The following is a 19,626-nucleotide window of genomic DNA, read 5'->3' on the forward strand; positions in this document are numbered from 1 at the left end:
TATAAAAACAGGAAGAAGTAACAATACAAATACGATAAGGGTAAGTGCCAAATGTAAACGTTTCATAACTAATGACTTTAAAATTTCAAATGGTATAACGTACTAGACCTAAAAATAGTTTGTGGGAAATCACTTATTTCGACGAAAGCTCTATTATTTTTGCTCAATGGCATATAAAATATTAATAATCAGAAAATTACAGAACAGAAGGTTGTTGTATACGTTGATTGATTGTTTCAATGGAAACATTAAGAAATACCTTTTTTTCGGCAGGTAAATCGCTTTCAGCATTAAAAAAAACGTTCTCACCATTATCCATGAGTCCTTGTACCAGATAATAGTTGCCCATTGGATAGGATGTTTTTACCGTTGTCGGAATACCTGAGACTTCTGAAACGCGGAACTCGTGCGCATAGACTATTATTCTTCTCTTGGTGTTTCCATAGGATTTAAGCACGTCTATAGCAATGCTCGTAGCTTCTCCAAAAAGGGACGCGATATAAAGGTCTTTAGGATTTTTATACAGCTCCATTGGTTTTCCTTTGGCAATTATGGTCTTGTCGCGCAAGACGAAAACACGATCGGTAAAAGGAAGAACATCATTAAAATCGTGGGTGGCAACGATACAGGTAATTCCGTTTTCTTTTAAATACATAAAAATACTTCTTCTTAAACTGTTTTTCAAAAAATTGTCTATATGTCCAAAGGGCTCGTCTAGCAGTAGTATATCAGGCTTCTGTGCCAGTACCCTCGCCAAGGCCACTCTTTGTTGTTGTCCGCCACTTAATGTATTTACCTTTTTATGGGCAAATTCAGTGAGTTCTATCATTTCCAGAAGTTCCGCCGTACGCGCTTTTAGTTCTTTGGGGTAGAATACAGAGAGGTATTGGCTAATATTTTCAGCAACCGTGGTAAAGGGCATCAAATCAAAGTCCTGTGACAAGTATTTCATGAAGGACGCTCCGGGAACCAAATGAAAGGCCGGACCAAGGACTGGCTTGTCTTCCCAAAAGACAGCTCCCTGTTCTAAATCCATTAGACCATAAATAATTTTCAACAAGGTGCTTTTCCCGCAGCCACTTTCACCGATAATGGCAACATGTTCCCTACGTTGTATTCTAAGATGGATGTTTTCGAGAACGGGCAATTCATCATAGGTGTAAGAGACGTTTTCTATTCGCAGCATGGGGATATACTCTGTATTGGTTTTAAATGGAAAAATCCGTTACTATTACGAACGGATTTTCTTGTAATTTATTGATGTATTCCTATTAATCCTTAAATTCCTTTAATACCGCCTGATTGGGGAGTTCGCTATAGCCCATATTATAAAGTGTAAATCCAAATATATCGGCGTACTGTTCTATGGTTTTACTCACAGGTGTTCCCGCACCATGACCAGCATTGGTCTCTATACGGATAAGGGTTGGGGCCTCCCCGGCCTGTTTTTCCTGTAGTTCCGCAGCAAATTTGAAACTGTGGGCAGGGACCACACGGTCGTCATGATCTCCTGTGGTGACTAAGGTCGCAGGGTAAGACACACCTTCCTTTACATTGTGTACCGGCGAATATCCTTTGAGATAGTTGAACATTTCCTCGGTCTCCTCTGCAGTACCATAATCATAGGCCCATCCAGCGCCTGCTGTGAAGGTATGATAGCGAAGCATGTCCATAACCCCAACGGCCGGTAAGGCAACTTGCATTAAGTCCGGTCTTTGCGTCATTGTGGCACCGACTAAAAGTCCACCGTTGGAACCTCCTCTAATAGCTAAATATTCGCTAGAAGTATAGTTCTTTGCGATAAGGTATTCCGCAGCAGCTATAAAATCATCGAACACGTTCTGCTTCTTGGTTTTAATCCCAGCGTCATGCCATTTTTTACCGTATTCTCCACCACCTCTAAGATTAGGCACGGCATAGACACCACCTTGCTCCATCCAAACCGCATTTACAATACTGAACGAAGGCGTTAAACTTATATTAAAGCCACCATAACCATATAGGATGGTAGGATTTTTACCATTTAACACCAATCCTTTTTTATGCGTAATAATCATGGGTACTTTAGTCCCATCCTTTGAGGTATAAAAGACCTGTGTAGATTCATAATCGGCGGGATTAAAATCTATTTCTGGCTTCCAATATTGTTCGTATTCACCAGTTTCTACATTGTATTTATAGGAGGAACCAGGGGTATTATAGTTAGTAAAAGAAAAATAGAATTCCTTGTCTTCTTTTTTACCGCCAAAACCACTTGCGCTACCAACTCCGGGGAGTTTTACTTCTCTCACAAGTTTTCCGTCGTAGTCATATTGCAGTACTTTTGAAATAGCATCGACCATATATTCTGCGAAGAAATAACCGCCACCCGTATTAGGGCTTAATACGTTTTCTGTTTCGGCAATAAAATCTACCCAATTCTCGTGACTTGGATTTACGGCGTCCACGGTCACAATTTTTTGATTAGGAGCATTTCTGTTGGTGACTACATACAGTTTAGGACCTACATTATCTATGATGTAATTGTCGGAATCGGTGTCCTCTACCATTGGAATTAAAAGTCCGTTAGGATCTTCCAAATCCTGTATAAAAAGTTTATTTCCCGATGTTGAAACGGAAGCGGATATAATGAGAAATCTATCATCCTCGGTAACACTGGCACCAACATAGCGGTGCTTTTCCAAAGGCTTACCTCCGTAAACCAGTTCGTCTTCTTTCTGGGGGGTTCCTAGTTTGTGGTAATATACTTTGTGCTGGTCCGTTTTGGCAGATAATTCGCTTCCTTTTGGCTTATCATAACTGGAATAATAAAAACCCTCCTTGCCACGCCAAGAAATTCCGCTGAACTTAATATCAACCAACGTGTCTTCGACAATTTCCCTGGTTTCCGTGTCTATTACGATAGCCTTACGCCAGTCGCTTCCACCCTCGGAAATAAGATAGGTAGCCAAGGAGCCGTCCTTGGTAAAACGTAACCCTGCCAAAGAGGTAGTACCATCTTCGGAAAATGTATTAGGATTCAGGAATATTTCAGGTTCCTCGTCACCTTTTTGTCTGTAGACTACGTATTGGTTTTGTAGACCGTCGTTCTTGTAGAAATACGTATAATCTCCTTCTTTAAAGGGAGAACCCAATTTTTCATAATTCCATAATTTAGACAATCGGTCTTTTAAATCATCTCTGAACGGAATATTATCCAAGAAACCAAAGGTTGTGCTGTTCTGTTCCTTTACCCAAGCCTCGGTCTCCGCACTGCGGTCATCTTCAAGCCAGCGATAGGGGTCCTGAACATCGGTTCCGAAATACGTATCTATGGTATCAACTTTCTTAGTGGTCGGGTAGTTCACAGCGATGGGTTCTCTTTTAGCTTCGTTAGTACAGGCGGCAAGCAATGCGGCTGTCAAAAAACAGGGGATTAAATTTTTCATCTTTCTTAGAAATTAGTCGCACTAAAAATAGCATAAAAAAACCTTCGGGACAGGGATGTTCTGAAGGTTTTAACACTGTTTTGTAGATTATAATCATACCAATTCATGCGCTACCAAATACTCTGCTATTTGCACAGCGTTCGTAGCAGCTCCCTTTCTAAGGTTGTCCGCAACGATCCACATATTTAACGTGTTGCGTTGTGTCTCGTCCCTACGGATACGACCCACAAAAACCTCATCCTTATCATGGGCGTATATGGGCATGGGGTAGGTATTGGTATCCGGGTTATCCTGAACCGTAACGCCAGGGGTTTCGTTCAACAATTGACGAACGTCGTTGAGTTGAAAATCATTCAAGAATTCTACATTAACGGATTCAGAGTGACCGCCAGAAGTAGGAATACGTACTGCGGTGGCAGAGATGGAAAAGCTTCTATCATCCAATATTTTTTGAGGTTCCCGTGCCAGTTTCATTTCCTCTTTGGTATACCCGTTTTCCATAAACACATCGCAATGGGGTAGCGCGTTGCGACCAATGGGATAAGGATAGGCCATTTCTCCCTGAACACCAGCTATCTCGTTCTCTAATTGTTGTACCGCTTTTACGCCGGTTCCCGAAACAGACTGGTAGGTAGAAATTACCACGCGCTTCATTTTATACTTCTCGTGAAGCGGTGCCAAGGCCATGACCAATTGTATGGTAGAACAGTTGGGGTTGGCAATAATCTTGTCCGTTTTGGTGAGTTCAGCAGCATTTATTTCGGGTACTACCAGTTTTTTAGTGGGGTCCATACGCCATGCCGAGGAGTTATCGATGACCGTGGTACCAGCTTCTGCAAATTTTGGAGCCCACACTAGAGAAGTATCGCCACCGGCAGAAAAAATTGCGATATCCGGTCTAGCGGCTACGGCATCCGCCAAACCGATAATGGTATATTCCTTTTCTTTGTAGGCTAATTTTTTGCCCACGGAACGTTCCGAAGCAACCAATAATAACTCCGTTATCGGAAAATTTCGTTCCGCCAATACTTTCAACATTACCTCGCCAACCATTCCTGTGGCGCCTACTACTGCTACTTTCATCTGAACATATTAAATTAAAGGGCAAAAATAGGTATTCATGGGAGTTGTACAAGTGAAATAAAATAGAATCATTAAAATATAACAAAAAGTTATATTTAAAACAAATTTAATAGAACGAAGGCTCGACCAGATAGATCAAATAACACTTATGGCGCGCACTTTCTATAGGTTAGGGGCTAAAAAAGAACCGTCATCATCGTTTGCGAAACGATAATGACGGTTTAAAGTTAGCTGCAGTGCAGCGGCTTGTCCCGAAAACATTTCAGGATATACCTATTTACTTTTTCAGAGCGTCTCTAATTTCCATGAGAAGTTCTTCAGCAGTTGGTCCTGCCGGTGCTTCTGGGGCTGGTGGCGTTTTTGTTTTGTTGTAAGCTTTTACAATCATGAACATTACGAAACCTACGATAATCAAGTTAACTATAGTGTTTACCCAAGCACCCCAACGGATTGCATTTTCTGGAGTAGTTACACTACCATCTGCGGCGACAATTGCCTCGTCCAAAACAATTTTCATTTCTGAAAAGTCAATTCCTCCCGCGAAATGACCAACAACAGGCATTACAATATCGGCAACGAAGCCGTTCACAACTAGGCCAACTGCTCCTGCAAGAATAACAGCAACCGCAAAATCAATGACATTTCCTGTCATTATAAAATTTTTGAATTCTTTTAACATGATTTAGTGTTTTAAAAATGGTTATTATTAAGTGAGTGCAATGTAAGAAAAAAAACGGATTCTTAAAAAAACGTTAATTCTTGAAATTTAGTCCAATACTACTCGCTTTACACGCGGAGATATAGCTGTTAGCAGCTCGTAAGAGATAGTATTCGCTTTTTCCGCAAAGTTTTGCGCGGATAATTGAGGTCCAAAGACTATGACTTCATCACCTTCCTCACAATCGATATCCGTAATATCTATCATAATCATATCCATACAGACATTACCTACGATAAAGGCTTTTTTACCTTTAACTAGAACATATGTTTTTCCGTTACCGTATTGGCGGCCAATACCGTCTGCATGTCCCAAGGGTAGTGTGGCTATGGCCCTATAATCTTTTGATGTATAGGCTCTATTGTATCCAACACTTTCATTTGGCTCTATTCTATGAATTTGTGAAATGACCGTCTTAAGTGTTGCTACTGGTTTTAATTCCGAGTCTATTTTTGGTTCGTTTCCATAACCGTAAAGGCCAATACCGCTCCTAACCATTTCAAATTGTGCCTCGGAATAATTAATAATGCCAGAGGTATTCAATAGATGCCGAAAAGGCTCATACCCTAGTTTATTATTGAGTTCTAGAGCAATACTCTTAAAATTTTCAATCTGTTTAATTGTAAATGATCTCTCGTTCAGATCTTCTGATGCCGCAAGATGCGAAAAAATGGATACCACGCTTATTTCTGAACGCCTATGGAGTTGTTGTGCAATAAAATCCACATCATTTTCCCAAAAGCCCAACCGGTTTAACCCCGTATTGAATTTTAGATGTACCGGGTAATCTTTCTGATTTTCCTCTTTAGCGATCTCTAAGAATTCTTTTAAGACTTTTGGAGAATAAATACTTGGTTCCAAGCAACACGCTATAACTGTTTTAAAGTTAATAGGTTGAGGATGCAGTACCAATATGGGTTTGGTTATACCAGCATTGCGCAAGGCTGCGCCCTCATTTACATAAGCTACGGCAAAATAATCAACTTCTAAATCTTGAAGTTTTAGCGCAATTCTTTCGACGGCACTGCCATAACCAAAAGCCTTTACTACGGCCAAAAATTTAGTTTCCCGCATTAATCTGGAACGTAAATAGACGTAGTTATGAGCTAAAGCTTTTAGGTCTATTTCTAGAACGGTTTCTCCGTAATTAGACATTGGAATCTTTTTTAGAAGCTTTCACCTCTTCTGAGGCTACGTTCATATCCTTTACCTTTTCCTTAAGCATAGCTTTATAGAACGCCCCCCTACTCAAGGGCTCGTACTCTTCTGTTTCGCCGAGCATTACTAATTTGTTGTTATTGGACTTTCTAAAGCTGTAGTTAGCTAAATTTCCTGTTCTGGTACAAATAGCATGTACTTTGGTCACATATTCTGCAGTTGCCATCAGCGCGGGCATGGGGCCAAAAGGGTTTCCTTTAAAATCCATATCCAGCCCGGCGACAATCACGCGGATGCCTTTATTCGCCAAATCGTTACAGACTGTCACAATCTCATCGTCAAAGAATTGGGCTTCGTCTATTCCAATGACATCACAGGTATCGGCCAGTATTCGAATATTGGCTGCGGCAGGAACCGGTGTAGAACGTATTTCGTTAGCATCGTGGGACACCACCATCTCATCATCATACCGGGTGTCTACCATGGGTTTAAAAATCTCTACGTTGAGTTTAGCGAACTTTGCCCGTTTTAAACGTCTTATCAATTCCTCGGTCTTACCAGAAAACATGGATCCGGCGATAACCTCTATCCAACCGAACTGTTCCTTATGGTTAACCGTATTTTCGAGAAACATTTTGTAATTTTAGAGACTAAATTAGAAAATCACCGTTGAATTTTCTACCGTTTATTTTGATGCGGAACAAGGCAGAAATTCAAAGGACCGTATAGTTGTCGTTCTAAATTTAAACGAAGTTATGTGCAAAAAGAGACATAAAAAAACAAACAGTGAATTTTTAAAAAGTCTCTTGAACTAAAATAAGCTGTTTTTTCGTTCTAGATTATGGAATGCTAAAGTTATTTGAAAAAGGGGTATAATTATTCGGGAATAGACTAATTTGTATGCTGCAAAGTTCTCCTGAATACGATATCATATAAAAAAGATAAAAGTGGTTACTGATACTAACCGCCAGTAGCAGATAAAAAGTGTTAGATGAAAAGAAAGTTAAAACAGGAATTGGTAAAAATGTCAACGGACATTATCACCTCTCGGGATATAAATGAAATCACGGAACTCTATGAGGCGGCCAAAAAATTATACGAAAAAATAGCCGTACTCAAATTTATTGAGGAAGAGCTTAACGATATACAGGTTGATGTTTCCAAAAGTGTTATTGCGGAAAAATTTGAACAAATGGCCGGCGCCGTTCTCAATGCCAACGCCTCAGTACCGGAAAATAATCCACACGAAGAAGACATTATGACTCCGGGGATGGATACGATTAAGGATATGGTTTCAGAAATGCCAAGTTCGGATAACTTGGAGGAAGTGCTTAGCGAGTTCATGGGAAAGCCAGATTTAATCAAGAACGATAAAGAGTTGTTTATGCCTTCTAAGGAAACTCTTGAAGCTACCCAAGAAACCCCCAAGTCCTTGAACGACCGACTTGGAAATAAAGATTTAAAAGTTGACCTTAACAACAGATTAGCTTTCGTGAAACATCTTTTTAATGATAGTACGGAAGATTACAATAGGGTGTTATCTCAGTTAAATACAATTGATACAGAAGAGCGTTCTATTGCGTTCATAAAGAATATGGTAAAACCGGACTATAATAATTGGGAAGGAAAAGAAGAGTACGAGTTACGTTTTATGGAATTGATAGAACGAAGATTCGCTTAATACGCAGTCAAGATTTAGAATAGAGCCCGACAAAATTGTTGGGTTTTTTTGTTTCACCAATGCAAAGACAACAATCAATACAAAGTATATGAAAACAACAAAAATCCTGTACTATTCGGCTACTGCGGTCCTAACGGCTATTATGTGCTTCTCGGTTTTCAATTATTTCTTCAATCATGAAATGATCGTGGGATTTTTTGAGAACATGGGGTACCCTACCTATCTGATTTATCCATTGGCTATCGCTAAAATATTGGGTTTAATCGCTATTTGGGGTAATTTTTCCAAATGGCTTAAAGAATGGGCCTATGCAGGATTTTTTTATGATGTGGTCTTAGCTTTTTTTGCCCATTATATGGTGAGTGATGGTCAGCACATGTTTGCGGTCATCGCTTTTTGCGCAGTTATAATTTCATATTTTACAGGAAAGCAAGTAAGGCCTTAACTTTGTGCTATGGGAAAATTATACTTAGTTCCAACGCCTATTGGTAATCTTGAGGATATGACCCTTAGGGCCATTCGTATTTTAAAAGAAGTAGACCTCATACTTGCTGAAGATACCCGAACCAGCGGAAAGCTATTACAACATTTTGAGATTGGCACCCCAATGCATAGTCATCATATGCACAATGAACATAGAAGTATAACTAATCTTATCACTAAATTAAAAGGAGGAGCCAACTTGGCGCTTATTTCCGACGCGGGCACACCTGCGATTTCTGACCCAGGTTTTTTATTGACCCGAGCTTGTTTGGAAAATGACATTGCCGTAGAATGTTTGCCAGGAGCAACAGCTTTTGTACCCGCCTTGGTCAATAGCGGGCTGCCAAACGATAAGTTTGTTTTTGAAGGATTCTTGCCCGTAAAAAAAGGCAGGCAAACCCGGTTGAAGCTGTTGGCGGAAGAAACGAGAACCATTATTTTTTACGAATCGCCCCATAAGTTGGTGAAAACCTTGACCAATTTTGTGGAGTATTTTGGAGCGGACAGACCTATTTCCGTCTCTAGAGAGCTCACTAAATTATACGAAGAGACGGTTAGGGGAACGGCTGAAGAAGTATTAAAGCACTACACTGAAAAATCACCGAAAGGAGAAATCGTTATTGTTGTCGGGGGCAAGAAATAGTTTCTTACATTGAACCCATGTTAGCACCTTGGATTATCTCTACATTTACGGTCATAGCCGTTTATTATCTAGACCGATGGGAGAACAAGCATGTTAAATCCTTGTTTGATTGGGTGCCTGCAATTCTTTTGGCCTATATTATTCCTGCTATCGTCTCGTATATTTTGAATGCCGACTATTCTCAGGCAAGTATCCATAATTTTAGTAAAGACTATTTCATTCCCTTGGCCATTATTGCGGTCATGAGTAGTTTGTCCCTAGGTCAGCTAAAGGCAATTGGTCTAAAACCTATAGTAGTATTTGCCTCTGGTTCATTATTTATTGCCGTGTTTCCCGTGCTGTTAATGTGGGCGTTTTCCGATACGGAACTTATTTCAAAAACCATGGTGTTGGAAGACTATTGGATGGGAATACCGCCTATTGTTGGCAGTTGGATTGGTGGCAGCACCAGTCAGTTGGTTTTAAAAGAACTTGTAGAATGCCCTGAGAATATTTTCCTTACGGTTTTGGTAATGGATAATATTCTGGTGAACGTTTGGACCATTCTCATGTTTCAAGGTATCAAGAAAAGTGATAAGCTCAATTCATGGTTCAAGATATCCGACATCGCCATTCCAGAAAATATTCGTGCAGAAAAAGGCGCAAAATTGAATCCGTGGCTAAGCACCTGCATACTTCTTGGATTTGTAGTATTGTCCAATTTTTTGCTGGACAGTTTTGTAGTCAAAGTAGTATTGCTTTCGTTCGTAGGTTTGGCACTAAGTAATTTTATATCGCGATGGAATTTTAAATTCGCTTTAAGAGCAGGAGGTATTTTAATTATTATCGTGATGGCCGTTTTGGGATTAAAACTGCAGTTGGCCACTTTGGGCTTTAATGTTCCGTTTCTTGGTTTCTTAACCGTTTGGCTTGTTGGTCATTTTATATTTATGTTACTAATTGCCAAATTACTGAACGTGAATATGGCCTGGGTGCCCATTGCCAGTATGGCCAATGTGGGAGGTATTGCCACGGCCCCGGCGGTTACGGCCGCCTATAATATCAAATGGATGCCACATGCTATTGTACTGGCAATCTTAAGTATGGCCACGGGAACATTTTGGGGTATGTTAACGATTTGGTTATTAAAGAATTTTGTGACTTTTTAGAAAAAGTATATGAAAGAATTACTCTCAGAAATTAGAGCTTGTCAGGTATGTGCGCCACACCTTCCATTAGAGCCTAGACCTATTATAGCTGGAAACAAGAATTCAAAAATTATATTGGTGAGTCAGGCTCCCGGGAAGAAGGCGCATGACCATAATAAGGCTTGGGACGATCCTAGCGGAAGAAAATTACGAGAATGGTTGGGCGTAACAGCAGAACTATTTTATAATCCAGATAACTTTGCGGTGCTACCAATGGGTTTTTGTTTTCCAGGTAAGGCCAAAACAGGAGATTTACCTCCGAGAAAGGAATGTGCTCCGCTTTGGCACAATTTGGTTTGGGAGCAATTTAAAAATGTACAGTTAATACTTTTGATCGGGAAGTATGCTCAGGGCCAATATTTAAAGGAAACCGCTAAAAGAAATTTGACCGAAAACGTGCGGTCCTTTCAAGAGTTTCTACCTAAATATTTTCTGCTGCCCCACCCTTCCCCTGTGAACCGTTTTTGGATACGTAAAAACCCCTGGTTTGAAGATGAGGTTGTGGGAGAGTTAAGGGCACTAGTGCGTGCAATTCTAGCTGAAACGGTATAATTAATTTTCTTTTAGCTAGTACTGTAGAAAATGAAATTGTCGACAAAAAAAGACATTTTTTGTAATTTTTGTCTACAGAAAAAGACATTTTATTAAATTTTTGTCGATATGAAAAGACAATTTTTTATATTTGAGTAGTAAATTTCACCTAAATGGACGAATTATTCTCAACTCAGGAGCAACTTTTGGAACATGTTAGTAGTAAACAACGCTATCTTCTAACAACAATAGACTGGAGCGATAGGCTCATTGCAATTAAAGGGGCTAGAGGTTCGGGTAAAACAACGCTATTAATTCAACATATAAAATTTAATTTAACCAAAGAAGCGGTACCGCTTTATGTTTCCTTAGACAATCTTTACTTTATAGACCATACCTTAATAGAACTTGCAAAGGAATTTGTGCTTCAAGGCGGGACACATCTTTTCTTGGACGAAGTACATAAATATCCTCAGTGGTCCAGAGAACTAAAATTGGTTTACGATCAATTCCCTAAACTCAAAACAGTATTCACTTCGTCATCAATGCTGGAAATTTATAAAGGTGAATCAGATTTAAGTAGAAGAGTTGTAAATTATCACTTAAAAGAACTTTCATTTAGGGAATTTATTCTTTTTACAAAGGGTTATCATTTGCCAAAAGTAAGCTTGCAAGAATTACTTGAAGAGCACCATAATATAGCCAAAAAAGTAAAAGAAGACTTGCAGCATCCTCTTAAAGATTTTAAGGCTTATTTGGATTATGGTTGTTATCCTTATTTCTTAGAAGGAACAAATAACTATTTGCAAAAATTGCTACAAACCATTAATCTAATATTGGAAATAGACTTCAACGCTATTGAAAACATACCCTATTCCGATAGCAGAAGAATAAAAAAGTTGCTAGTAGCCATAGCGCAATCGGCACCCTTTTCTCCTAATGTTTCAAAACTTAGTGAGCGTTTGGGTATGTCAAGGGATTTTTTGTTGAATTCAATAAAGTTGCTAGAAAGGGCGGATTTGGTTATAGAACTGTTTAAACCAACCAAAGGAATAGGGGCATTTACCAAACCTGAAAAAATATATCTAAATAACACTAATTTAATAAGCGCTTTGAGTAGGCATATTCAAGAAATTGGCACTATAAGAGAAACCTTTTTTGCCAATCAGTTCAAGAACTTAAATGATCGTGAAATTCACTTAGCCGAAAAAGGAGATTTTTTAATTGATAGAAAGTACATATTTGAAATTGGAGGCAAAGGAAAATCCACAAATCAGATTAAAGGATTAAAAAATGCTTATGTGGTGCGAGACGATATTGAAATAGGGAATTTAAATAGTATCCCTTTATACCTGTTCGGTTTACTTTATTGAAAAATTCTCGTCCTTACAAAAAGCGTTATTATCTAAAAATACTTCTAATTTCCAACACTCTTTCAGGAAAGAAAAGTAGCAATATAATAGAGGGTATTACGATAGGGAGGATGACCCAAAAAACCAATAAACGAATTGATTTGTAAAGATATTTACCTGTGAAGTTTGGTAGTATTTTAATTTCTGGATTCATGTCTTACAATTTTATGCATGACCTTAGTTATTAAAGAGGTCCTTTTTCTTTCAATTTTCCCAATCTCTTTTAAAGTTGCTTTAGGATAGGCAAAACGATAAAACAATAGTCTAAGTAATTTCTTTATATCCATCACATGCAATAAAAGTGCTATTCCTACCAGTATATAATATACCTCCATAACCTAAAATTATATTTATTCGAATTTCGTGTATCTCATGATATCTCCGTGTAACATGAAGAAAAGACGATAATAAAATTTAACTTCCATTACATCCGAAAAAACAAAACAATTCTAAACGCTAAAAAAAGAAGCTTTTTTGTCTGTTTTAAATTCTTGTTCTCAGGTCTATATCATGTACATTCAAAATTAGTGAGTCAATTCTAATCCAATAGGGGAATAATTTCCAGTATGGCATTTTAAAAGAAAAACCCCGCCAATCGGCAGGGTTTTATTTTTTTATCTAAAAGTCCAGTTATCTAATAACGAGAACCGTCATGTTTCCCTTTCTCCCAACCATGTTTGCCCAAATATTGGTTGGCACTATCTACGGCACCTTCTTCAATATCCGTTCCTTGGCTGTCGTTCCATCGGTTAAGATATCCAAAGAGTGATATTACCCCGAGCATTTCTACAATTTCGCCTTCGTCCCAATGTGTATAGAGTCGGGCTTTAATCTCCGCATCAACGGCGTTGGGTACTTGTGATGCCTGTAAAGAAAAATCCAGAGCGGCACGTTCCGCTTCGGAAAAAGCGGGGTGAGTACGGTACTCCCAAATATTATCCAGTTGCTCCTGTTCTGCACCATAACGCTCAGCAGCACGTATGGCATGCGCCTGACAATAGCGGCAACCCGTAGCATTACTACTTACCCAGGCGATCATCCGTTTTAAGGCCGAAGTTACACGACCTTCATTGGCCATTACTGCCATATTAAGGTTTATAAATGCCTTGGAGATGGCCGGTCTATGTTGCATGGTAAGTATAGAATTTGGGCAGAAACCAAGCGTTTCGTTAAAAAATTTGGCCAATTCTGCAGTTTCTGGGCTGTGACTAGGGTCAAGCGGTTTTACTAAGGGCATATAAAGATTTTATTATACGAAAACCTCTTGTTCCGTTGCTTAGCATCGAGAAGTTTTCTAGTTAGATAATTGTATTTTTGTAATCTACAAGAAACAAAAAATTATGGGTACAACAAATCATATCAGCACCAAATGGTTAGGAAATATGGCTTTTGAGAGCAATAATCCTTCTGGACATCATGTAAAGATAGATATCGCCACAGAAGATGGTGGGGATAGTAGTGGGCTGCGGCCAAAAGCGCTCATGCTTTCTTCTTTAGCGGGTTGTTCAGGATTGGATATTGCAGGACTCATCAAGAAAATGAAGCTAGAGGTCGATGAATTTCATATCGAAACCATTGCCAATCTTACCGATGAGCATCCGAAGTATTATTATAAAGTAGAAATCGAGTACCATTTTCATGGAAGTAACCTAAAAGAGGACAAATTACAACGTGCAGTAGATTTATCCGTAGAGAAATATTGTGGGGTCATGGAAATGTTCAGACGGTTTGCCGAGTTGGAGATTAAAACCGTGTTTCATAACAAGTAAAAAAGTTCAAGCGCAAGTATCAAGTTCAAATTCAAAATATGACGGATAAAAAATTTGATTTAGAAGATAGACTTGTTGATTTTGCGGGAGCTATTGTTATATTTTGTAAAGATTTGCCTTCTGATATGACGGGGCAGTATTATGGAAATCAATTATTAAGGTCTGGTGGTAGTTCTGCCTTAAATTTTGGTGAGGCTCAAGGAACGAATACTAAAAGAGATTACATTAATAAAGCAAGCATTTGTCTTAAAGAACTAAAAGAATCAAGAGTAAACCTGAAAATCTTACATAAAGTTGAATACGGTATTACTAGTAAAAGGGATAACTTACTTGATGAAGTAGAACAACTTATTCGAATTATTGCAACAATAATTAAAAATAAAAAATAAAGTGTTGAGTCGGCTTTTGCATAAATGGACTTGCACTTGATACTTGAACTTGCACTTACAGAATGCGCTGGACCATTAAACCAAAACCAGATTCCGAAGCTATTGACCAATTGGCCAAAGAGCTTCGTGTGGATACATTGGTAGCGCAGCTATTGTTACAAAGAGGAATTAGCACTTACGAGGAAGCCAAAAACTTTTTTAGACCCCAATTAGAAGATCTACATGACCCGTTCTTGATGAAGGACATGGATGTCGCAGTAGAAAGAATAGCCACCGCCATTGCCAATAACGAGAACATTTTGGTTTTTGGAGATTATGATGTAGATGGAACAACGGCTGTTGCTTTGGTGTCTTCCTATTTGTTAAGTTACTATCCCAATGTGGCAACGTATATTCCCGACCGTTATGATGAGGGTTATGGCGTTTCCTATAAGGGTATCGATTTTGCCGAGGATAACGGTTTCTCGCTTATTATAGCCTTGGATTGTGGCGTAAAAGCCATTGAAAAGGTGGCTTATGCAAAAGAAAAGGAAATTGATTTTATAATTTGTGATCACCACAGGCCTGGTAAAAATTTACCGGATGCGGTGGCCGTTTTGGACCCGAAAAGAGAAGATTGCAGCTATCCGTATGACGAATTATGCGGTTGTGGCGTGGGTTTTAAATTAATTCAGGCCTTGGGTTCGCGTAGGGGAGAAACCATTTACGACATTACCCAATATCTTGATCTAGTGGCGACTGCAATAGGGGCGGATATTGTACCAATAACTGGGGAAAATAGAATTTTGGCCTATTACGGTCTAAAGGTCATCAACGAACAACCTCGTATAGGTTTTAAGGCCATTATAGACCAAATAAACAAGGCCACGCTAACCATTACAGATGTGGTCTTCATCATTGCTCCAAGAATTAATGCGGCCGGAAGAATGAAACATGGCCAACATGCCGTTAATCTGCTCGTAGAAACAGATTTAAACAAAGCCTCGAAGTTTGCTGCCGAGATTGAAAAATTTAATACGGACAGGAGAGGGTTGGACCAAGAAATTACCCAAGAAGCATTGGTCCAAATTCAAAGAAACGAGGAGCAAGAGGGATTCACTTCCGTAGTGTATAAAGATACTTGGCATAAGGGAGTTATAGGCATCGTAGCATCGCGCCTAACGGAAACGTATTACAGGCCTACATTGGTATTTACCAAAAGTGGTGATAAGTTGGCCGCATCTGCACGTTCCGTTAAAGGCTTTGATGTTTATAATGCCTTGGAAGGTTGTTCGGACTATATAGAACAGTTTGGAGGACATAAATACGCCGCAGGCCTAACATTGTCAGCGAACCAATATCAAAATTTTAAACATCAATTTGAAAAAGTGGTCAAAGAGACTATTGACCCGCAGTTACTGACTCCGGAAATCTCGGTGGACGCCGTAATAACATTAAAGGACATTACCCCAAAATTATTGCGTATTCTTAACCAGTTCGCCCCTTTTGGACCGGGGAATATGAGCCCGGTTTTTATGGCGGAAAATTTGGTGGATACAGGTTACGCAAAAGGCGTAGGACAAGATGAAGCGCATTTAAAACTTTCGGTTACCCAGTACGATAGTCATAAAATTGGGGGTATAGGCTTTAATCTTGGGGATAAGCTAAACCTGGTAACGAGCAGAAAACCTTTCAGCGCAGTATTCTCAATTGATGAGAATGAGTGGCAGGGAAATGTGAGCCTTCAATTAAAGCTAAGGGATATTAAATGAAGATAGAACACTTGGCCATTTGGGTAACGGATTTGGAGAAGACACGTAGTTTCTACGAAAAATATTTCGGGGCCACTGCGGGAGATAGATACCACAACCCCACAAAGAACTTCTCTTCGTATTTCATAAGTTTTAAAGAGGGTGCTAGATTAGAATTGATGCAGAAACCGGAAATACTTGGGCTTGCTAATCCTGCCCAAGAACATATAGGGATAAGTCACTTTGCAATTGCTGTAGGTTCTAAGGAAAAAGTAGATTCTTTGACGGAAAAACTGAGAACGGATGGTTATACAGTAGCCGGAGAACCCAGAACGACGGGAGATGGTTATTATGAGAGCGTTGTCCTGGACCCAGAGCAAAATAGAATTGAAATTACTATTTAGCAGATGAGCAAAGAAATAGACCCGTATGCCGCATTACGTTTCAAGGAATTCAATATATTTTTAGGAGTACGTTTTGCAATGGTTTTTGCTTGGTCTATGCAGTTTATTGTTATAGAATGGCAAGTGTATTCCATGACCAAAGACCCCTTGTCATTAGGTATCATAGGGTTAATGGAGGTTATCCCGGCGGTGGGTATGGCCTTGTTTGCAGGTCATATTGTGGACCAAAAGGAAAAACGAAATCTTTTGATCAAATGCATTCTTGGTTTTTCTGTAGTTAGTTTTGGTCTTTTTATGCTGAGTTTACCAAGCATGGAATCTGAAATGGAGACAAAGAACATTTTATACGGCATCTATTTTTTGGTATTTATAGGTGGTTTGGTCAGGGCTTTTTTAGGCCCTACAATTTTTTCCTTGATCGCTTTAATAGTGCCCAAAAGAATTTACCCAAATGCCGCAACGTGGAGTAGTTCTACATGGCAATTTGCCTCTGTACTGGGTCCGGCATTAGCTGGGTTTTCTATAAGCCTCATAGGGGTACATTGGTCTATGTGTGTCATCTTTGGGTTTTCTATTCTGGCCTTATTACTTCTATTAAAGATTCCTAAAAAACCCATATTGAATGCAAAAATAGGAGAACCGGTTTTCCAAAGTTTAAAGGAGGGCTTACAGTTTGTCTTTAGAACAAAAGCAGTCTTTGGAGCCCTTACCTTGGATATGATTGCCGTTCTTTTTGGTGGTGCGGTGGCATTATTACCCGTTTTTGCCCAAGATATCCTTCAAGTGGGTTCAGAAGGATTCGGTATTTTAAGGGCGGCACCGGCAGTTGGGGCATCTATTACCATGTTAGGTTCCACTAGATTTCCACTACATCGAAATGCGGGTAAAAAACTACTCTGGGCAGTAGCAGGTTTTGGAGTATGTATTATTGTTTTTGGCTTATCCCCGTATTTTTGGGTATCTGTTATTGCACTGTTCCTAAGCGGAGCGGTAGATGGGGTGTCCATGATTATACGCCAGACCATACTTCAACTAAAAACGCCAGACAATATGCGTGGTAGGGTAGCTTCGGTAAATTCTATGTTCGTTGGTTCTTCCAATGAATTGGGAGCTTTTGAAAGTGGAGTAACCGCAAAACTTATGGGAACGGTAACGGCCGTAGTATTCGGAGGCGCCATGACACTTTTAACCGTAGGGGTCACCGCTTTCGTATCTCCATCCTTTAGAAGATTGGATTTACAGAAAGATATTGACGAGCACGAGAAGGAGATTTAATCATACAAATCAAAAAAGCCCCTCTTGGGAGAAGGGCTATTTTGTAATGTAGGTAAATTAAGATTTGGGTCATTAAGATCGGTTTTTGTAGGTACTGTGAAGATTTGGAATCAACACTAAAACTTAATAACACTGTAAAGATATATGCATCCTAGCTACTTTCTAAATTATTGTTGTGAAACCTTCAAAATATGTTGTAAGAAAAAGATTACAAATAATTTAGATGATGAACTACTCCGTTTTACCCTTATATGCTCTAAGCGATAAGCTATCACCATCAAATACAGCATAGGTATAGTAATTGATCCAATCTCCTAAGTTGGTGTACTTGGACTTTTCGTTTAAATCGATTTCTAAAGGAAGATGCCGGTGTCCAAAAATGAAGTGGTCGTAATGTTGTGTTTCCAATTTTCTTTTGGCGTATTGTACTAACCATTCCTTATCTGCTCCAAGGAACTTGGCGTCCTCGTCTCCAGAAATAAGTTTGTTCTTAACAGAGAAGTACTGGGCAAGTTTAACACCTAAATCCGGATGTAACCATCTAAAGAACCATTTTGCAACCGGATTGGTAAATACTTTTTTCATCCGTTTATATCCTTTGTCATGCGGTCCAAGGCCATCTCCATGGCCTATAAAGAAAGAAATCCCGTTAATGGTGTACTGCTGTGGCCTATGAAAAACGGGAATATTCAATTCTTCTTCAAAATAACCGTTCATCCAAAGATCGTGATTACCAACAAAATAAAAGATAGGAATACCTGCATCTGAGATTTCGGCCAACTTCCCTAGTGTACGGGTAAAACCTTTAGGGACTACGGTTTTATATTCCATCCAGAAATCAAACAGATCACCAAGTAAAAAGATGGCACCCGCATCTGCCTTTATCTCATCTAACCAAGCGACAAATTTTTTTTCTCTGGGATAGCTTTGCTCCATCGTCGGTGCTCCCAAGTGATTATCACTGGCAAAATACACTTTCTTTCCTCCGGTTAGCTCTAAAGTTGTCATACGAGTTTACAAATATAACGGAATAGTCTTTTGTGCTATTAAAAGCGTCAACTTTCATTTCTAAAGAGCAAAACAAATGATGAGTTGAGCAATATATTATGAGAGCTAAACGGTAGGCATATAGTTACCGCATTAAAATTAGACATATGAATAACGATATTAAGACAATTGAGAACAAGATTAAAGCGATAATCGAGAAAAACGAAGATTCCGTAAAGGGCTTTGAAAAGGCTTCTGAAAATGCGAAGGAAATAGGAATCAAAGCTTATTTTGAAAAGCGAGCGGACCAACGAAGACTGTTCGTAAAAACACTGCACAATGCTGTTCCAGAACTTAAAACCGAAAATGCCGACGATGGCACTGCAAAAGGAAGTATTCATAGGACCTGGATGGACGTAAAAGCTTTTTTCTCCGGAGACAATGATGAAGCCATGTTAGAGGAAGCTGTACGGGGAGACAAATCTGCCATTTCAGAATACAATGAAATGTTGGCAGAAACAATGATACCTCATAGGGTGAAGGAAATTATTAGAGAACAAAGGGATGCCATACAAAACGATTTGGAAACCTCTAAAATCCTAGAGGAGATAGCATAGGCCTCATATGTTTATTATATGATGAAATTAAAAAAATCGGGGCTTTTGTGGCTCCGATTTTTTTATTCTATTACGTAAAGTGATTATGTATGAAAAGCTACATTTATCATGTTCCGGCGACTGTGTCCAAA

20 protein-coding genes are annotated in these 19,626 nt (G+C 39.2%); 12 read left to right on the forward strand and 8 right to left on the reverse strand.

What is annotated here, in order from left to right:
- Positions 1-196: 196 nt before the first annotated feature.
- The 6 genes from EJ994_RS13755 to EJ994_RS13780 form a co-directional block, all read right to left on the reverse strand.
- Positions 197-1,186: an ABC transporter ATP-binding protein gene (locus EJ994_RS13755; RefSeq protein WP_126593007.1), complete on the reverse strand. Its 990-nt coding sequence runs from the start codon at positions 1,184-1,186 to the stop codon at positions 197-199.
- Positions 1,187-1,271: 85 nt separating this feature from the next.
- Positions 1,272-3,428 carry a prolyl oligopeptidase family serine peptidase gene (locus EJ994_RS13760; protein ID WP_126593008.1) on the reverse strand — a complete coding sequence of 719 codons (2,157 nt, stop codon included), beginning with the start codon at positions 3,426-3,428 and terminating at the stop codon, positions 1,272-1,274.
- A 93-nt stretch (positions 3,429-3,521) separates the two neighbouring features.
- Complete coding sequence (locus EJ994_RS13765) at positions 3,522-4,511, reverse strand: aspartate-semialdehyde dehydrogenase (RefSeq protein WP_126593009.1); 990 nt, start codon at positions 4,509-4,511, stop codon at positions 3,522-3,524.
- Positions 4,512-4,788: 277 nt separating this feature from the next.
- Positions 4,789-5,190: a large conductance mechanosensitive channel protein MscL gene (gene mscL, locus EJ994_RS13770; RefSeq protein ID WP_126593010.1), complete on the reverse strand. Its 402-nt coding sequence runs from the start codon at positions 5,188-5,190 to the stop codon at positions 4,789-4,791.
- Positions 5,191-5,277: 87 nt separating this feature from the next.
- A complete protein-coding gene (gene alr / locus EJ994_RS13775; RefSeq protein WP_126593011.1) occupies positions 5,278-6,384 on the reverse strand; it encodes an alanine racemase in 1,107 nt (368 codons plus the stop codon).
- Positions 6,377-7,021, reverse strand: coding sequence for a thymidine kinase (locus tag EJ994_RS13780; protein WP_099573797.1), 645 nt, complete (start codon positions 7,019-7,021; stop codon positions 6,377-6,379). Before EJ994_RS13780 ends, alr begins: the two co-directional genes overlap by 8 nt.
- A 357-nt stretch (positions 7,022-7,378) precedes the next feature.
- On the opposite strand from EJ994_RS13780, the gene EJ994_RS13785 reads away from it, so the two are divergent.
- From EJ994_RS13785 to EJ994_RS13810, 6 genes are all read left to right on the forward strand, one after another.
- Positions 7,379-8,068, forward strand: coding sequence for a hypothetical protein (locus EJ994_RS13785; RefSeq protein ID WP_126593012.1), 690 nt, complete (start codon positions 7,379-7,381; stop codon positions 8,066-8,068).
- An 88-nt stretch (positions 8,069-8,156) separates the two neighbouring features.
- On the forward strand, positions 8,157-8,513 hold the full coding sequence (locus EJ994_RS13790) for a DoxX family protein (RefSeq protein ID WP_126593013.1): 357 nt from the start codon (positions 8,157-8,159) through the stop codon (positions 8,511-8,513).
- 9 nt (positions 8,514-8,522) lie between these two features.
- Positions 8,523-9,194 (forward strand): 16S rRNA (cytidine(1402)-2'-O)-methyltransferase, encoded by a 672-nt coding sequence (rsmI, locus tag EJ994_RS13795; protein WP_126593014.1) that lies wholly within the window; start codon positions 8,523-8,525, stop codon positions 9,192-9,194.
- 17 nt (positions 9,195-9,211) lie between these two features.
- A complete protein-coding gene (locus tag EJ994_RS13800; protein ID WP_126593015.1) occupies positions 9,212-10,342 on the forward strand; it encodes a DUF819 family protein in 1,131 nt (376 codons plus the stop codon).
- Positions 10,343-10,351: 9 nt separating this feature from the next.
- A complete protein-coding gene (locus tag EJ994_RS13805) occupies positions 10,352-10,933 on the forward strand; it encodes a uracil-DNA glycosylase family protein (protein ID WP_126593016.1) in 582 nt (193 codons plus the stop codon).
- Positions 10,934-11,085: 152 nt separating this feature from the next.
- Positions 11,086-12,285 carry an ATP-binding protein gene (locus EJ994_RS13810; RefSeq protein WP_126593017.1) on the forward strand — a complete coding sequence of 400 codons (1,200 nt, stop codon included), beginning with the start codon at positions 11,086-11,088 and terminating at the stop codon, positions 12,283-12,285.
- A gap of 673 nt (positions 12,286-12,958) precedes the next feature.
- Here EJ994_RS13810 and EJ994_RS13815 read toward each other — a convergent pair.
- Entirely contained in the window at positions 12,959-13,561 is a 603-nt protein-coding gene (locus EJ994_RS13815) for a carboxymuconolactone decarboxylase family protein (RefSeq protein ID WP_099573802.1), read from the reverse strand.
- Positions 13,562-13,664: 103 nt separating this feature from the next.
- Here EJ994_RS13815 and EJ994_RS13820 point away from each other — a divergent pair, with 103 nt between their 5' ends.
- The 5 genes from EJ994_RS13820 (at position 13,665) to EJ994_RS13840 (ending at position 17,891) form a co-directional block, all read left to right on the forward strand.
- The gene (locus tag EJ994_RS13820; protein ID WP_126593018.1) at positions 13,665-14,093 is read left to right on the forward strand and encodes an OsmC family protein; all 429 of its coding nucleotides are present in this window, start codon (positions 13,665-13,667) and stop codon (positions 14,091-14,093) included.
- Between the two features lie 38 nt (positions 14,094-14,131).
- The gene (locus EJ994_RS13825) at positions 14,132-14,482 is read left to right on the forward strand and encodes a four helix bundle protein (RefSeq protein WP_099573804.1); all 351 of its coding nucleotides are present in this window, start codon (positions 14,132-14,134) and stop codon (positions 14,480-14,482) included.
- Between the two features lie 62 nt (positions 14,483-14,544).
- Positions 14,545-16,233: a single-stranded-DNA-specific exonuclease RecJ gene (gene recJ / locus EJ994_RS13830; RefSeq protein ID WP_126593019.1), complete on the forward strand. Its 1,689-nt coding sequence runs from the start codon at positions 14,545-14,547 to the stop codon at positions 16,231-16,233.
- Entirely contained in the window at positions 16,230-16,616 is a 387-nt protein-coding gene (locus EJ994_RS13835; RefSeq protein ID WP_126593020.1) for a VOC family protein, read from the forward strand. Before recJ ends, EJ994_RS13835 begins: the two co-directional genes overlap by 4 nt.
- A gap of 3 nt (positions 16,617-16,619) precedes the next feature.
- Positions 16,620-17,891 carry an MFS transporter gene (locus tag EJ994_RS13840; RefSeq protein WP_126593021.1) on the forward strand — a complete coding sequence of 424 codons (1,272 nt, stop codon included), beginning with the start codon at positions 16,620-16,622 and terminating at the stop codon, positions 17,889-17,891.
- Positions 17,892-18,122: 231 nt separating this feature from the next.
- Here EJ994_RS13840 and EJ994_RS13845 read toward each other — a convergent pair whose 3' ends face one another.
- On the reverse strand, positions 18,123-18,899 hold the full coding sequence (locus EJ994_RS13845) for a UDP-2,3-diacylglucosamine diphosphatase (RefSeq protein ID WP_126593022.1): 777 nt from the start codon (positions 18,897-18,899) through the stop codon (positions 18,123-18,125).
- A gap of 146 nt (positions 18,900-19,045) precedes the next feature.
- Between EJ994_RS13845 and EJ994_RS13850 the strand changes: the two genes are divergently transcribed.
- Positions 19,046-19,495: a ferritin-like domain-containing protein gene (locus EJ994_RS13850; protein ID WP_126593023.1), complete on the forward strand. Its 450-nt coding sequence runs from the start codon at positions 19,046-19,048 to the stop codon at positions 19,493-19,495.
- The last annotated feature ends 131 nt before the right edge of the window (positions 19,496-19,626 follow it).

Source organism: Maribacter sp. MJ134, assembly GCF_003970695.1.
Lineage (GTDB): Bacteria > Bacteroidota > Bacteroidia > Flavobacteriales > Flavobacteriaceae > Maribacter.

Coding starts and splice junctions, on each gene's coding strand:
- EJ994_RS13755 (WP_126593007.1), bottom strand. CDS start 1,186: ATGCTGCGAATAGAAAACGTCTCTTACACCTATGATGAATTGCCCGTT.
- EJ994_RS13760 (WP_126593008.1), bottom strand. CDS start 3,428: ATGAAAAATTTAATCCCCTGTTTTTTGACAGCCGCATTGCTTGCCGCC.
- EJ994_RS13765 (WP_126593009.1), bottom strand. CDS start 4,511: ATGAAAGTAGCAGTAGTAGGCGCCACAGGAATGGTTGGCGAGGTAATG.
- mscL (WP_126593010.1), bottom strand. CDS start 5,190: ATGTTAAAAGAATTCAAAAATTTTATAATGACAGGAAATGTCATTGAT.
- alr (WP_126593011.1), bottom strand. CDS start 6,384: ATGTCTAATTACGGAGAAACCGTTCTAGAAATAGACCTAAAAGCTTTA.
- EJ994_RS13780 (WP_099573797.1), bottom strand. CDS start 7,021: ATGTTTCTCGAAAATACGGTTAACCATAAGGAACAGTTCGGTTGGATA.
- EJ994_RS13785 (WP_126593012.1), top strand. CDS start 7,379: ATGAAAAGAAAGTTAAAACAGGAATTGGTAAAAATGTCAACGGACATT.
- EJ994_RS13790 (WP_126593013.1), top strand. CDS start 8,157: ATGAAAACAACAAAAATCCTGTACTATTCGGCTACTGCGGTCCTAACG.
- rsmI (WP_126593014.1), top strand. CDS start 8,523: ATGGGAAAATTATACTTAGTTCCAACGCCTATTGGTAATCTTGAGGAT.
- EJ994_RS13800 (WP_126593015.1), top strand. CDS start 9,212: ATGTTAGCACCTTGGATTATCTCTACATTTACGGTCATAGCCGTTTAT.
- EJ994_RS13805 (WP_126593016.1), top strand. CDS start 10,352: ATGAAAGAATTACTCTCAGAAATTAGAGCTTGTCAGGTATGTGCGCCA.
- EJ994_RS13810 (WP_126593017.1), top strand. CDS start 11,086: ATGGACGAATTATTCTCAACTCAGGAGCAACTTTTGGAACATGTTAGT.
- EJ994_RS13815 (WP_099573802.1), bottom strand. CDS start 13,561: ATGCCCTTAGTAAAACCGCTTGACCCTAGTCACAGCCCAGAAACTGCA.
- EJ994_RS13820 (WP_126593018.1), top strand. CDS start 13,665: ATGGGTACAACAAATCATATCAGCACCAAATGGTTAGGAAATATGGCT.
- EJ994_RS13825 (WP_099573804.1), top strand. CDS start 14,132: ATGACGGATAAAAAATTTGATTTAGAAGATAGACTTGTTGATTTTGCG.
- recJ (WP_126593019.1), top strand. CDS start 14,545: ATGCGCTGGACCATTAAACCAAAACCAGATTCCGAAGCTATTGACCAA.
- EJ994_RS13835 (WP_126593020.1), top strand. CDS start 16,230: ATGAAGATAGAACACTTGGCCATTTGGGTAACGGATTTGGAGAAGACA.
- EJ994_RS13840 (WP_126593021.1), top strand. CDS start 16,620: ATGAGCAAAGAAATAGACCCGTATGCCGCATTACGTTTCAAGGAATTC.
- EJ994_RS13845 (WP_126593022.1), bottom strand. CDS start 18,899: ATGACAACTTTAGAGCTAACCGGAGGAAAGAAAGTGTATTTTGCCAGT.
- EJ994_RS13850 (WP_126593023.1), top strand. CDS start 19,046: ATGAATAACGATATTAAGACAATTGAGAACAAGATTAAAGCGATAATC.